Source organism: Shewanella sp. FeAMO, assembly GCF_053653955.1.
This window is the reverse complement of the sequence record NZ_CM132201.1, coordinates 692,950-706,202: the sequence shown is the minus strand read 5'-3', so window position 1 is coordinate 706,202 and position 13,253 is coordinate 692,950. Positions and strand designations below refer to the sequence as shown.

Annotated in this window: 13 protein-coding genes and 4 tRNA genes; 4 read left to right on the top strand and 13 right to left on the bottom strand. The window is 52.4% G+C overall.

The window, feature by feature from the left end; all coding sequences use genetic code 11:
• Window positions 1–13: 13 nt before the first annotated feature.
• From hflX to ACWAU4_RS03245, 7 genes are all read right to left on the bottom strand, one after another.
• Window positions 14–1,321: a ribosome rescue GTPase HflX gene (hflX, locus tag ACWAU4_RS03275; RefSeq protein ID WP_028779698.1), complete on the bottom strand. Its 1,308-nt coding sequence runs from the start codon at window positions 1,319–1,321 to the stop codon at window positions 14–16.
• 20 nt (window positions 1,322–1,341) lie between these two features.
• Window positions 1,342–1,617 (bottom strand): RNA chaperone Hfq, encoded by a 276-nt coding sequence (hfq, locus tag ACWAU4_RS03270; protein ID WP_025011327.1) that lies wholly within the window; start codon window positions 1,615–1,617, stop codon window positions 1,342–1,344.
• A gap of 87 nt (window positions 1,618–1,704) precedes the next feature.
• Entirely contained in the window at window positions 1,705–2,631 is a 927-nt protein-coding gene (miaA, locus tag ACWAU4_RS03265; RefSeq protein ID WP_208125485.1) for a tRNA (adenosine(37)-N6)-dimethylallyltransferase MiaA, read from the bottom strand.
• Window positions 2,624–4,486: a DNA mismatch repair endonuclease MutL gene (mutL, locus tag ACWAU4_RS03260; protein WP_144161433.1), complete on the bottom strand. Its 1,863-nt coding sequence runs from the start codon at window positions 4,484–4,486 to the stop codon at window positions 2,624–2,626. Before mutL ends, miaA begins: the two co-directional genes overlap by 8 nt.
• A 7-nt stretch (window positions 4,487–4,493) precedes the next feature.
• A complete protein-coding gene (locus tag ACWAU4_RS03255; RefSeq protein ID WP_028779695.1) occupies window positions 4,494–5,819 on the bottom strand; it encodes an N-acetylmuramoyl-L-alanine amidase in 1,326 nt (441 codons plus the stop codon).
• Window positions 5,806–6,288, bottom strand: coding sequence for a tRNA (adenosine(37)-N6)-threonylcarbamoyltransferase complex ATPase subunit type 1 TsaE (gene tsaE, locus ACWAU4_RS03250; protein ID WP_028779694.1), 483 nt, complete (start codon window positions 6,286–6,288; stop codon window positions 5,806–5,808). The genes ACWAU4_RS03255 and tsaE overlap by 14 nt, the downstream gene beginning before the upstream one ends.
• A gap of 38 nt (window positions 6,289–6,326) precedes the next feature.
• The gene (locus ACWAU4_RS03245; RefSeq protein WP_208125484.1) at window positions 6,327–7,811 is read right to left on the bottom strand and encodes an NAD(P)H-hydrate dehydratase; all 1,485 of its coding nucleotides are present in this window, start codon (window positions 7,809–7,811) and stop codon (window positions 6,327–6,329) included.
• A gap of 112 nt (window positions 7,812–7,923) precedes the next feature.
• Here ACWAU4_RS03245 and ACWAU4_RS03240 point away from each other — a divergent pair, with 112 nt between their 5' ends.
• Window positions 7,924–8,100 (top strand): hypothetical protein, encoded by a 177-nt coding sequence (locus ACWAU4_RS03240; protein WP_156029077.1) that lies wholly within the window; start codon window positions 7,924–7,926, stop codon window positions 8,098–8,100.
• A 132-nt stretch (window positions 8,101–8,232) separates the two neighbouring features.
• Here the strand turns inward: ACWAU4_RS03240 and ACWAU4_RS03235 are convergent, their stop codons facing one another.
• The 6 genes from ACWAU4_RS03235 to orn all read right to left on the bottom strand — a co-directional run bounded on the left by ACWAU4_RS03235 (window position 8,233) and on the right by orn (window position 10,231).
• Window positions 8,233–8,688, bottom strand: a complete 456-nt coding sequence (locus tag ACWAU4_RS03235; RefSeq protein WP_208125483.1) for a ferritin family protein — start codon at window positions 8,686–8,688, stop codon at window positions 8,233–8,235.
• A gap of 198 nt (window positions 8,689–8,886) precedes the next feature.
• A tRNA-Gly gene (locus ACWAU4_RS03230) sits at window positions 8,887–8,962 on the bottom strand.
• Between the two features lie 206 nt (window positions 8,963–9,168).
• A tRNA-Gly gene (locus tag ACWAU4_RS03225) sits at window positions 9,169–9,244 on the bottom strand.
• A 42-nt stretch (window positions 9,245–9,286) separates the two neighbouring features.
• Window positions 9,287–9,362: transfer RNA gene (locus ACWAU4_RS03220), tRNA-Gly, on the bottom strand.
• A 121-nt stretch (window positions 9,363–9,483) separates the two neighbouring features.
• Window positions 9,484–9,559: transfer RNA gene (locus tag ACWAU4_RS03215), tRNA-Gly, on the bottom strand.
• A 126-nt stretch (window positions 9,560–9,685) separates the two neighbouring features.
• On the bottom strand, window positions 9,686–10,231 hold the full coding sequence (orn, locus tag ACWAU4_RS03210; protein WP_025009371.1) for an oligoribonuclease: 546 nt from the start codon (window positions 10,229–10,231) through the stop codon (window positions 9,686–9,688).
• Window positions 10,232–10,343: 112 nt separating this feature from the next.
• On the opposite strand from orn, the gene rsgA reads away from it, so the two are divergent.
• From rsgA to ACWAU4_RS03195, 3 genes are read left to right on the top strand one after another with little or no spacing between them, the layout of a single operon-like run.
• Window positions 10,344–11,408, top strand: coding sequence for a small ribosomal subunit biogenesis GTPase RsgA (rsgA, locus tag ACWAU4_RS03205; protein WP_025009370.1), 1,065 nt, complete (start codon window positions 10,344–10,346; stop codon window positions 11,406–11,408).
• A 31-nt stretch (window positions 11,409–11,439) separates the two neighbouring features.
• Window positions 11,440–12,303 (top strand): archaetidylserine decarboxylase, encoded by an 864-nt coding sequence (gene asd / locus ACWAU4_RS03200; protein WP_208125482.1) that lies wholly within the window; start codon window positions 11,440–11,442, stop codon window positions 12,301–12,303.
• Between the two features lie 2 nt (window positions 12,304–12,305).
• Window positions 12,306–13,196 (top strand): DMT family transporter, encoded by an 891-nt coding sequence (locus tag ACWAU4_RS03195; protein WP_420908003.1) that lies wholly within the window; start codon window positions 12,306–12,308, stop codon window positions 13,194–13,196.
• The last annotated feature ends 57 nt before the right edge of the window (window positions 13,197–13,253 follow it).

Here is a 13,253-nt window from a genome sequence, read left to right as displayed (position 1 = left end):
ATAAACGAGATTATTAACAAACTACTTTATCAATCTCGGGTTCGAGGATAAAGGTTTCCAACTCACCTTGACTCTGTTTAACCAGCCGATGCCAGTCCGGCTGTGGTAAACGAATAGACAAGATACAGTTCCCCAGGTCGTCATACTCTTTCTGCTGTATCGCATCCAGTCGATAAAACTGGCCAAGATAATGTCCGGCCATTGCCGGTATTCTCAAGCTAAGCTCAACTATAGTGGCAGCGGTCAGTTGATCCACCGCCTGCTTGAGAAGGTCCAGTCCCAACCCTTTTTGGGCCGAAATCCATACTCTGTATGGCCGGCCTTCGGGGTCGAAATCTATTTTTGGGCCTATCTCTTCCAGCAGATCTATCTTGTTGCAGACCAGAAGCTGCGGAATTTCATCGGCCTCAATCTCTTTGAGCACTTCTTGCACCTGCTCAAAGTTGTCATTCATATTGTCGTCGGCGCAGTCCACCACGTGCAGCAGGAGGTCAGCCTGGCGGGTTTCCTGTAATGTCGCCTTGAACGCCGCCACCAACTCATGGGGCAAATGACGAATAAACCCCACAGTGTCGGCTAAAAATACGGCGCCGTTGTCCAACTCCAGCTTACGCAGCGTCGGATCCAGGGTCGCAAACAACTGATCGGCGGCATAGACCTCCGATGTTGTCAAAGCGTTGAATAGAGTGGACTTTCCGGCGTTGGTATAACCGACCAGTGACACAGTAGCCAAGTCGCTTCGCTGTCTGGCCCGGCGACTTTGTTCCCGCTGTTTGTCCACTTTTTCCAAACGACGATTGATGGACTTGATCCGCCCCCGCAGCAATCGCCGGTCAGTTTCCAGCTGGGTTTCCCCGGGGCCGCGCAAACCTATCCCGCCCTTTTGACGTTCAAGGTGAGTCCAGCCCCGTACCAGGCGAGTCGACATGTGGCGCAACTGCGCTAGCTCCACCTGCAACTTACCCTCATGGGTACGGGCCCGCTGAGCAAAGATATCGAGGATAAGCGTGGTTCTGTCCAACACCCGGCATTGACACAGGATTTCAAGATTTCTTTCCTGTGCAGGACTCAATGCGTGGTTGAAGATCACCACATTTGCCTCGGTCGCAGCTACCAAAGCTGCCAGTTCTTCCGCCTTTCCCGTCCCCAAGAAAAACTTGCGGTCAGGTGCCCGGCGGCTTCCTGTTATCACCCCTACCGAACGTGCTCCAGCCGAATCGACCAAGAGTTGCAATTCGAGAAGGTCTTCCCGACTGTCTTCGTCGGAAAAGTCGATATGAACAAGTACTGCAGTTTCTCCCGCCTCATAGCGATCAAACAAGAAGTGAACTCCTTAACTTATTACTGTTCGCTGCTATCATCATGCTGCGAGTTATAGCCCTGCTGGCCGCCGCCCTGGTGATTGCTCACGTTGAATGGACGAGAAGGCACAACAGTTGAAATGGCATGCTTGTATACCATCTGGCTAACCGTGTTTTTCAGCAAGATAACGAACTGGTCAAAAGATTCCACCTGTCCCTGCAACTTGATACCGTTGACCAGGTAGATGGAAACAGGAACGCGCTCACGGCGTAGTGCGTTCAGAAATGGGTCTTGTAAAGATTGCCCCTTAGCCATGTTTTTATTTCCTTTTTTTAATTTATATAAAATCTAACAAAAAGCTTTCTTGTTCGGTTTGAGTATTATACAGCAAGGGCTATTAAGCTAGCGGCAGTGGCGTATAAGCTGAACTATATTCCCTTGCGCCCCGCTCTCCAGCCAATTCAACTCTGGCCATCCTCGCAACCATGTTAATTGACGCTTTGCCAATTGCCTAGTAGCAGCGACGGCTTTTTCGACCATAGTATCATGGTCAAATTCACCCTCCAGATATTGCCAACACTGACGATATCCAACACATCGCATAGAGGGCATATCCAGGTGCAGATCGCCCCTTTGCTTCAGCTTGGCCACTTCGTCTGTGAATCCGGCCTGCAGCATCTGCATAAATCTTGTCTCAATCAGCCCATGCAGCGTCTTGCGCTCCTGTGGCGCAATGGCAAACTGCACCACATCATAGGGAAGCTCTGGAGATTTGGATTGAGTCAGCTCAGTTAAACTCTTACCGCTGATACGATATACCTCCAGTGCCCGAGCCAGTCGCTGTGGGTCATTGGGATGAATGCGTGCGGCCGAAACCGGGTCAATCCGCGCCAACTCCTGATGCAGCATTTGCCAGCCTTGCTGCTCGGCTTCCTGCTGTATCTGAGCCCTTATCCCCTCATCGGCACTGGGAAGTGGCGATAAGCCTTCCAATAATGCTTTAAAATACAACATGGTACCACCCACCAAAAGCGGGGTTTTTCCCATGCTGATTATCTGCTCAATCTCCCGCAGACAATCGCTGCGAAAATCGGCAGCTGAATAACTTTCGCGGGGATCGCGGATATCTATCAGCCTGTGCGGCCCGCGAGCCAGCTCTTCCGCGCTGGGCTTAGCCGTGCCTATATCCATTTCCCGATAGATAAGTGCCGAATCTACCGAGATGATCTCGCAGTTGTGATGTTCGGCGAGTTCCAGCGCCAACGCTGTTTTTCCTGAGGCAGTGGGCCCCATCAATGTCAGCACTCTTGGCTGTTTCGCCTTACTCACTGCCTTCTTCTTCCAACCATTGCTGCCAGGGCAATACCTTGGCCAGCTGTAAAATTTCTTGTCGAGCTTGCTCGTCCAATGCAGAGATCCCCTGCCATATCAATGGTGCCGAAACAAAGCTACTTAAGCTGCTCTGCGCCAGCCAATTAGCCAAGGCCGCTTCCTGGGGCTGCTCAAATCTGAGCCATTGCAGCAGCTCAGGGATCAAACTCGCCAGCTGCGTGTCCCTCAGATATGGGGGCACTTTTTTGATTATCAACTGCGAATGACGAATACTGAGATCCAGCCCTAGCTGCCTCAGCAGAGTAGCCCTTTCACCCAGTAATACCGGCCATTCAGGGTCGGCATCCACAGCAACCGGCATCAACAGGGGCTGACCGGTCAACCCGGTAGGGAGGCGAGCGATAATCTCAATATATCTCAATCGCTTGGCAGCAGCTTTCACCTTGAGCAGTTTAATTTGCTCATCTTCGACCAACACCCAATGCTCGCCATCCAACAGAGGTGGCATGACGGTCATCTTAGCTTCTGGGCTTGCTTCATTGACCACGCCAGGCGTCGACAATAAGGCGCCATAACTGCTGATGGCCGACTTGGACGGGGCAGCGGCTCCCTGACGGGGATTGCCCCCAGAATATGAACCCGATGCCTTACCGCCTAAAGGGGGGCTGTCGCTATATTGGCTTTGATATCCAGCGTTGCCGCCGCTTGACTCGGGCTCTCGAAAACGTGGCTCGGCACGGCTGCCATCTGTCGTCCCACCTTGGGTGAAGCTTGTGCCAGCAGCGTCTGAACGCGTATCAATGGGCGCAGCATAATCTGTTTGGCTTAAATGCGGATTAACGTCATCGACCGGCAGTTGCTGCGCTTGCTGCAGGGCAGAGCTCAAGGCCTGCAGAATATAATCGTGCACATATCTGGCCTGATGGAAACGCACCTCATGCTTGGCCGGGTGCACATTGACATCTACCTGGTGGGGATCCAGCTCCAGCATCAGCACATAGCCGGGTTGTTCCAACTCGGCCAAACCGGCAAAGGCCTGCCTGACCGCATGGTTCACCAAACGGTCTCTGACCAGGCGGCCATTGACATAAAAATAGTGAGTATCACAAGGCTCAACTTGCCAGGGTGACTGCAGGTAGCCACTGAGGCGCATGTCGTCATGCTGACATTCCACCTTCAACGCCTGCTCGGCAAACGGACGACCACAAACCTGAGCCAGACGCTGCAGATATTGGGCTTCATTCTCTGCCGGACGATAGTTGCGCACCTGTTTGCCATTGTGTTTCAAAGTCAGGTGAATTTCCGGCCTGGCCAGCGCAATCCTTTTCAGCCACTCATCGATATGGGTGAATTCTGTCTTGTCACTCTTGAGGAAACGTCTGCGCGCCGGGGTATTGAAGAAGAGATCGACCACTTCAATACTGGTACCCACTGGATGGGCCGCAGGCAGTATCTTAACCCCCATATCCGTGCCTTCGGCGTAAGCAAGCCAGGCCTCGGATTGTTCGGCCGTGCGAGATGTCAGGGTCAGGCGGGAAACCGAACTGATACTGGCCAGCGCCTCGCCTCGAAAGCCAAAGCTGAGAATGGCTTCGAGATCATCCAGTGTATGCACCTTGGAAGTGGCGTGACGGGACAGCGCCAGTGCCAGTTCCTCCTTGGCGATACCGCCGCCATTGTCCTGAATTCGAATAAGCTTGGCACCGCCCTTATCGATCTCGATATCGACTCGGGTTGCACCGGCATCCAGGCTGTTTTCCACCAGCTCCTTCACAACGGAGGCCGGCCTCTCTACCACTTCGCCCGCCGCAATCTGGTTGGCCAGTTGTGGGGGTAATATCTGAATTGCCATTTCTTCCTCAGGCTCTGGGGATAACCAGTTGCTGACCTATACGCACTACATCCGATTTCAGGTTATTGGCTTTCTTGATATCGGCCACCGACACCTCATAACGATTGGCGATTACCGACAGAGATTCACCTCTGACAACCTTGTGTTTAATCACGCCCTGTTTGGCCAGCATGGTACCGGCCGGCGGATTGGCTTCAAAATACTTGAGCACGCCTTTATGAATCGCCTTGGCCAGCTTGTCCTGATGGTTGGCATTACTGAGCAACTTCTCTTCCTGAGGGTTGGAGATAAAACCAGTCTCCACCAGAATGGACGGGATATCCGGCGACTTGAGTACCGCCAGGCTCGCCGACTCGGGCTTGTGCTTGTGCAGTTTGGTCACCTTACCCAAACCAGAAAGTATGTCGCTGGCCACTGTGTGACTCATCGCCATGGATCTATCCATCGACATATCCAGCAAGGTCATCGCCAGATACTGCTCATTGTCGGTATTTTGAATAATCTCACCGGCACCGCCGAGCAGCTCTGAATGTTTCTCTTTCTGCTCCAGCCAGCGGCCGATCTCGGTATTGGCTCTGCGCATGGAGAGCACCCATACAGAGGCGCCTCTGGGCTGAGGTGAAGTAAAGGCATCGGCGTGGATTGAGATCAGCAGATCGGCCTTACTCTGTCGCGCCAGTTCCGAGCGACGGTTCAGGTTAACAAAGTAGTCACCGGTGCGAATCATCACGGCTTTAAGTCCGGGAGTCGCGTTGATTTTCTGCTCGACTCGCTTGGCAATCGCCAGTGATACCTTTTTCTCGTACAAACCGGAAGGCCCGATAGAGCCTGGGTCATCACCGCCATGACCGGCATCGATGGCAATAATCACATCCCGCACCGCTTCAGTGGCTGTCGGGGTTACCCTGGCTTTGGCCGAAGTGCTCTTGTCATCGAGATCCACCACCAAACGGTTGCCGTATGGTGCAGTTGGCGGCAGGGAGAACAGATTAGCCTTAGCGGCCCGCTTGAGATCTATGACCACCCGCAAGGTGCCTTTCTCCGGCGGCTGGCTCAAACGCACCCTTTTGACCAAGGGGCTGTTGTTTTCAACTTTTTCCAGTTTGACGCCATTGGTGCTCTTTTTCAGATCCACCACAAGTCTGTCAGGGTTGCTCAGTGTGAAATAGCTGTAATCAGGCGCCTGGCTTAAGTCAAATACCACCCGGGTAGACTCGGGCGCCGCCCAAATACGCACACCGTCGAGTTTATTGGCTGCCCAAGTTGGCGCCGCCATTACCCAACAGATAACAAAAAAAGTCAGTTTAAATAAGATGTTATTAGTCTTTACCATTGTTTGTTATTTTTCTTAATAGCACCTTACCCTTGTCGGAACCGGCTTGCAGAGAGACTTCGCGACCAGTATTAGCATATTTGATATGCAGATGTATATCGGCAGCGGGCAAGCACCCCATTCCCTGTTCCGGCCATTCAATAATGCAAAGGCTGCGCTCGTTGAAGTAATCCCGGATCCCCATAAACTCCAGTTCTTCAGGGTCGCTGAGTCGATAAAGGTCGAAATGATATACTTCGATTCCTTCAAGCTCATAAGGTTCCACGAGTGTATAGGTCGGACTCTTAACCGCACCTTGATGACCCAAGGCTTGAATTAAGCCACGGCTGAAAGTTGTTTTGCCGGCACCAAGTTCTCCGGTCAGATAAATGGTCAGCGGCGCACTGATCAAGGCCGCCAATTGCCGCCCGAAGGCGACAGTTTGAGTCTCATCTGCCAATTGCAGAGTCAAGCTGTGTTCGATAGTCATTTAAGTGTGGATCCACGCCTTACATTGGCCCATTAAGCTTACAAGTCAGTGTTTACCAGATGGCGGATCCAGGGCATAAGATCGCTGGCGAGCATGCCTCTCTCCCCGTCACGGGCAGCAAGGTCGGCAGCGCCGCCGTGAACTATCACGCCTGCCACAGTCGCGCGGGTGTTGTCCAGCCCCTGAGCCATCAGCGCGCCGATTATACCAGATAACACATCGCCGCACCCACCGCTGGCGAGCCCGGGATTCCCCACAGGGGCAACAAACAGCTGTTTACCATCATAAATGAGAGTACCTGCGCCCTTGAGCAGTACCACACCACCATATTGAGCCTGCAGCTTTCTAACCGCTGCAAACCTGTCGGCTTCGACATCAGCAATATCCGTTGCCAGCAACCTGGCGGCTTCCCCCGGATGAGGGGTCAGAACCCTGTTGTCCTGGGAGCGTTTTTCCTGGCTCAAGAGATTGAGCGCATCGGCATCCAGCACGCAGGGCTTATCGCTCAGACTGACCGCCTTGAACAGATTGTATCCCCAGTCGGCGCGGCCAAGCCCTGGCCCCAACACCAGTACCTGTGCCCAGCCAAGGCGCAGATAAACTTCCATATCCACCAATTCACAGCCCCAGAACATCAGTTCCGGCCTGTTGGCATTGACCGTGAGCTGATGCTCCGGCCGGCTCACCACAGTGACCAAACCGGCGCCGGCCCGGAGACAGGCTTCGCCCGCCAGTCTGACTGCCCCCCCCATGCCATAATCGCCGCCTATAACAGTGACCTTACCCGATTTGCCCTTGTGGCTGTCCCTGGGACGGGAATCGAAAAGCCCCTTGAGATACTCAGCGCCGACTCTGACCACATCCGATGGTGGCAGGAAGTCACTCAGCCCCAAGTCAACAAAATGCAGTTCGCCGCAGCAGTGCCTGGCCCTGCCGGTCAGTAGCCCTTGCTTAAGGGCCGCAAAGCAGAGTGTCTGCTCGGCTTCGACTGCCGCCCCTAGAGCTGCGCCGGTATCGGCATCTATGCCGGAAGGCAAATCCAGACTCAGCACCTTGGCCCGCGCGGCATTTATCCGGGCTATCATGACGGCGGCTTCCGGCCGGACATCGCCCTTGAGGCCGGTTCCCAACAGGCCGTCCACTATCCAATCATATTCGGCTGCGGTTATCTCTGATACCTGAGCCACCTTCGGCGCGGATTGCTGCAACTTATCCCAGGCTTGCTGCCACTCGGTGCTGTGCTGACTGGCGGGAAAGATAAACAGGCTGGCGTTGAAACCCGAGTTCAATAACCAGCGCAAACAAACCAAAGCATCGGCGCCGTTGTTTCCCTGCCCGGCAATGACCAGTACCCGGCTGCCTTGAGTCAGCTTGGCCGCCAATAACTCAAAGGCAGCTCTCCCTGCCCGCTCGACCAACTCATAGAGGCTGCCCTGTCCGGCAGCCACCCAGTCCAATTCGGCCTGGCGCACGGCCTTGGCGCTATACAGCTGACGGGGCATATCTGACAAATCCTGGGCCATATCGATTCTCCTATATCCTGACTGACAGATACTGATGACTTGTTAACTCGAAAAAATCCACTCGTTCACTAAACTTATGCTGTGGCAAAGGATGCCGGAAGGAAGCACAGGGATGATGCTGCTGACACTGCTTATTTTAATACTCTGCGTATTACTGCTGGGATTACCCTTTAACGGGGCATTTCCCTGGTTCTGGCTCCTGGCTCTCTGCGCCTTATTGGTCGCCGTTGGCATCTTTCGGGCGCTGACACTACCGATAAAAAATCAGCATAAAGACTGTGATGATTGATAACACACTAGCAGCAAAGTTAGTGAGTATTTATGACTTGAATCAGAACAAGTTGATAAAAATGAAAAAGCCCGGTCTGGGCCGGGCAGAACTAACGGCAGACCCAAGCAGATCCGCCAAGTCTGGGAGACGTTAAATATCGTCCATACGTATGGTACTGTGCACCAGTCGTTGCTGCTGGATCTTCTCGACCCGCACCAAATCCTCCAAAGCCCCTTTTACCTCGGCCGAAGCCGACGAACCGGCAGTTTTTTCCAGTAAGGCAATCAAGCGGTTTTCCAGATCCAGATGCAGATTCAGCACATCATCCTCTGTCATATTGGCCGCCAGCATGGTATCGCGGCAGCGCTTGCCAAAGTCATCAAAAACAATGTCTTTGTACCAGGTATCGAGGATCTTGTTTGGCGCATCATCGATATAGTCTTCGAGAGTTTCAGCAATATGTTTCTGATGCTGTTCAAAATATTCCAGCATTAGTTTGACCCTGGATGAGTCGGCCTGAGTGTGTAATCTGTGATAGAGCTGAGCCATATCAAGACGACATTTCGCTACAAATTCAAGGAGTTCACGTAACTGTTGAATACGCATCTGCCTATCTCCATTCTTCTGCCGTCAACGGCACAATTCAATTCGGTATGGAGACATTATGGAAGTAAAAAAAATGGGAATATTTGAACAAGGTCATAAATCAGTGCTTACAAATGTCGCTACATTAGACAAAACGCAAGAAACCTGCGGCAGATCACGAAAAGCACTTTTTAAGAATTTTGAAGGGGAAATAAAGATTGGAGCGACATATCGGGTTCGAACCGATGACCTGTACCTTGGCAAGGTACCGCTCTACCAACTGAGCTAATGTCGCATTGCTTATTTGCTTCATCATCCGAGCTGATAATCAACAAAGGTACCGACCTTCTATTTTATCAACTGAGCTAATGTCGCATCGCTTATTTGCTTCATCATCCGAGCTGATGCTCAACAAAGATACCGACCTTCTGTTTTATCAACCGAACTAATGTCGCATTGCAATAATGCATCCACCTTTAAAGACAGTGGGAGTCTGGAATTTGGAGCGACATATCGGGTTCGAACCGATGACCTGTACCTTGGCAAGGTACCGCTCTACCAACTGAGCTAATGTCGCATCATTTAAGTCCACATTTAAAGACCGTGAGCGTCTGGAATTTGGAGCGACATATCGGGTTCGAACCGATGACCTGTACCTTGGCAAGGTACCGCTCTACCAACTGAGCTAATGTCGCATCGCTTGTTTGCTGCATCATCCGAGCTGATAATCAACAAAGGTACCGACCTCTGTTTTATCAACTGAGCTAATGTCGCATCACTTAAGTCCACATTTAAAGACAGTGGGTGTCTGGAATTTGGAGCGACATATCGGGTTCGAACCGATGACCTGTACCTTGGCAAGGTACCGCTCTACCAACTGAGCTAATGTCGCATCAAACTGTAAACTCTTACCACTTTACCAATTCACACTAGTTACCACCAGCGGAAAGGTGAGGCCGCATTATATGGAAATTTCCATCTGCTGCAACCCCCTGAAACAGATTTATCTACCGATCGCTCAAATTTTAAATACCCGTTCACGATAGAATTTCAGTTCGGCGATCGACTCCTGAATATCCATCAAAGCCTGGTGAGTATTTTGCTTTTTGAAATCCTTCATGATTTCCGGCTGCCAACGCTTGGTCAGTTCCTTGACCGTACTGACATCGATATTGCGGTAATGGAAGTAATCTTCCAGCTCACGCATATACTTGTTCAGAAAGCGTCTGTCCTGACCAACACTGTTGCCACACATGGGGGACACGCCTTTAGGCACGTACTGGCTCAAAAAAGCTATGGTCTCGGCTATGGCGTCAGCCTCTGTGTGTTTCGAAGCTTTCACCCGTTCAATTAGCCCGGAAGCGCCATGATGCTGTTGATTCCAATCATCCATGGCAGCCAACACTTCATCGCTCTGGTGAATCGCTATCACAGGCCCTTCACCGATAATGTTCAGCTCCTTGTCTGTAACCAAGGTGGCTATTTCCAGTACTCTATCGGTTTCAGGCTCCAGCCCGGACATCTCGAGATCTATCCAAATCAGGTTATTTGCATCCGCAACCATAGCTCAGCCTATCGCTCCTGTTCGCCTAAATTCAGGCTTTTTTGTTTAAGACCGTGTATCATACTGCTTTTTGCCAAGACACAAAATCACCTTATACCGCGAAGAACAGCCTGTGAGTAAAAAGAAACCATTGAGTCATGGCCAACTGCGCCGTATGAAAGCCAATCATCAGAAGCGTCTGCAACGTGGAAAGAACGCTACAGAGGCCGCTCCTGAAATACAGGATAGCTCACTCGGCCCCGAGCTGGAGGCCACGGTTATTTCCCGTTTCGGTCAGCATGCCGATATTGAAACCCATGATGGCCAACTGGTTCGTTGTAATCTTCGCCGCACCATAGGCAGCCTGGTTACCGGCGATAAAGTAGTGGTACGTCTGGCGACCGATCCACAAACTACTGTCGCCGGTGTGGTTGAAGCCGTCCACCCGCGTAGCTCGTCACTGACCCGGCCCGATCTCTATGATGGCGTTAAAGTCATTGCCGCCAATATAGATCAAATTTTTATAGTGTCATCTGTGCTGCCGAGCTTTACTACCCAGATTATTGACCGCTATCTGGTGGCGGCTGAAGACACAGAAATTCCGCCGGTGATCATTCTCAACAAGGTCGACTTGCTGGACGAGACTCAGGCTGTTGAAGTGGAAACCGCCCTGGCCCGTTACCGAGCTATCGGCTACCCGGTCTATAAAGTCAGCAGTAAAACCGCTGAAGGGATAGAGCAACTGAAAACCCTGTTGCAAGGCAAAACCAGTGTATTTGCCGGGCAATCCGGGGTAGGTAAATCGTCTATTGTCAATGCCCTGCTGCCACAGGCGCAGTTACAAACCGGGGAAGTCTCGGAAAACTCAGGCCTGGGTCAACACACTACCACCACGGCCAAACTGGTTCACCTTCCCAGCGGCGGCGATCTGATTGACTCTCCCGGAGTTCGCGAATTTGCCCTCTGGCACTTACCTGCCGACCGTGTCGGCTGGTGCTTCGTGGAGTTCAGGGATTTTCTCGGCGGCTGTAAATTCCGCGATTGCAAACATCTGGACGATCCCGGCTGCGCATTGCGTAAAGCGGTAGAGGAAGGCAAAATTGCCGAAGACAGATTCAACAATTATCACAGAATTATCACCAGTCTGGATGAACAGCGTCACGCCCGCCACTTCCGCGCCGGCATGGACGACATTTAAGCTGGCAAAGCCCATTTGAAGGAAGCAAAAATTGGATAAAGTGAAGATTGCACTGCAGTACATGCTGCCAAAACACCTGTTGTCCCGTCTGGTCGGGAAACTGGCCGCGGCCGAAGCCGGCAAGCTGACCACCTGGGCTATTCGCTGGTTTATCAAACAGTACAAGATAGATATGTCAGAAGCGGCTCAGAGTGAGCCTGAAGCCTACAAAAGCTTCAACGCTTTTTTCACCCGCGCCCTGAAGGACGGCGTTCGCCCTCTGCATCAGGACGCAGAATATATAGTGCACCCGGTCGATGGCGCCGTGAGTCAGTGTGGTCCCATTGAAGACGGCCGCATTTTTCAAGCCAAAGGTCACCACTATTCGGCTCTGACCCTGCTGGGCAATCAGGCCAAAGACGCCGAACGCTTCGAAGAAGGTGACTTTGCTACCATTTATTTGGCGCCCAAGGACTATCACAGAATCCATATGCCCATCAAAGGCACGCTGTCGAAAATGACTTATGTGCCCGGCGAACTCTTCTCGGTCAATCCGTTAACCGCCCGCAATGTACCCGGGCTGTTTGCCCGTAACGAGCGAGTGGTAGCCATATTCGAAACCGAGATTGGCCCCCTGGCCATGGTATTGGTCGGCGCCACCATAGTGGCCAGTATAGAAACCGTTTGGGCCGGCACTGTCACTCCGCCAACAGGCAAACGCGTCTTTACCTGGGAATACCCCACCACAGGGCCGGATGCGATCACATTGGAGAAAGGTGCCGAGATGGGCCGCTTCAAATTGGGCAGTACCGTGGTCATGCTGTTTGCCAAAGACGCCCTGGATGAATTTGCCGATGGTGTTGAGCCCGGCGCCGTGACCCGTATGGGTGCACCTTTTGCCAAAATAGAGGACTGAACTTGTCTGCCAAGGGGCAAGCTCGTACAGGCCTGGCAGAACTGCATCTGGCGGTACTCCTGTTCGGGGGAACCGCCCTGTTCTCCCGACTTATTCCCTTGAGCGCCCTCGATATCACTCTGCTGCGCTGCGTTATCGCCGCCATCGTTCTGGCGCTGCTGGTTAAACTCAGCCGTCAACGCCTGCGCTTGCTGCGCGGCAAAGATTACCTTATTGCCCTGTTACTTGGAGTGATTGTCAGCCTCCATTGGGTGACCTACTTTGCGGCGATGCAACTCTCCTCTGTCGCCATCGGCATGATAGCCTTTTTCACCTATCCCGTGATGACAGTGCTGGTCGAACCCTGGTTTACCGGCAGTCGCTTGCACCTTAGAGACATTGTCAGCGGTTTGGCGGTGCTGCTGGGGGTGATTCTGCTGATCCCCGAGCCGTCATTGGGCAATGATGTTACCCTTGGGATCCTGGTTGGCGTTGTTTCCGCCATCTTGTTCACCGCCCGTAACCTGTTGCACAAACGCTACTTCACCGCCTACAGCGGCCAGCAGGCGATGTTTTATCAAACCGCGGTGGCAGTGCTGGTGTTGGCTCCATGGCACAGTCTTGATACCGCTGACATCAGCAACCAAACCTGGGGATTGCTGCTGCTTTTGGGAGTCGTCTTTACCGCGGCGCCCCATGCCTTGTTTACTTCGGCACTCAGATACCTGAGCGCCAAGACTGTCGGTTTGGTTGCCTGTTTACAACCCTTCTATGGCGCCATGCTCGCCTGGTTGCTGCTGGATGAATCGCTGACTCTGGCAACCGCTATCGGTGGCACTTTAGTGGTAGCTACCGCCTTGTTTGAAACATCACAGAGTCACAAATCACAAGCCCCGAAAAAGAACCTTGGCTGACATATCAAAACCCGCTTAACTTAGCTAATATGAGCTGTCGATTAACTCTTTGAATTT

Excerpts from the sequence above, each read along its gene's own strand:
- ACWAU4_RS03245 (WP_208125484.1), bottom strand. The coding sequence starts at position 7,811 with ATGGCCCAGGATTTGTCAGATATGCCCCGTCAGCTGTATAGCGCCAAG.
- mutL (WP_144161433.1), bottom strand. The coding sequence starts at position 4,486 with ATGGCAATTCAGATATTACCCCCACAACTGGCCAACCAGATTGCGGCG.
- ACWAU4_RS03235 (WP_208125483.1), bottom strand. The coding sequence starts at position 8,688 with ATGCGTATTCAACAGTTACGTGAACTCCTTGAATTTGTAGCGAAATGT.
- hfq (WP_025011327.1), bottom strand. The coding sequence starts at position 1,617 with ATGGCTAAGGGGCAATCTTTACAAGACCCATTTCTGAACGCACTACGC.
- ACWAU4_RS03240 (WP_156029077.1), top strand. The coding sequence starts at position 7,924 with ATGATGCTGCTGACACTGCTTATTTTAATACTCTGCGTATTACTGCTG.
- orn (WP_025009371.1), bottom strand. The coding sequence starts at position 10,231 with ATGGTTGCGGATGCAAATAACCTGATTTGGATAGATCTCGAGATGTCC.
- ACWAU4_RS03255 (WP_028779695.1), bottom strand. The coding sequence starts at position 5,819 with ATGGTAAAGACTAATAACATCTTATTTAAACTGACTTTTTTTGTTATC.
- tsaE (WP_028779694.1), bottom strand. The coding sequence starts at position 6,288 with ATGACTATCGAACACAGCTTGACTCTGCAATTGGCAGATGAGACTCAA.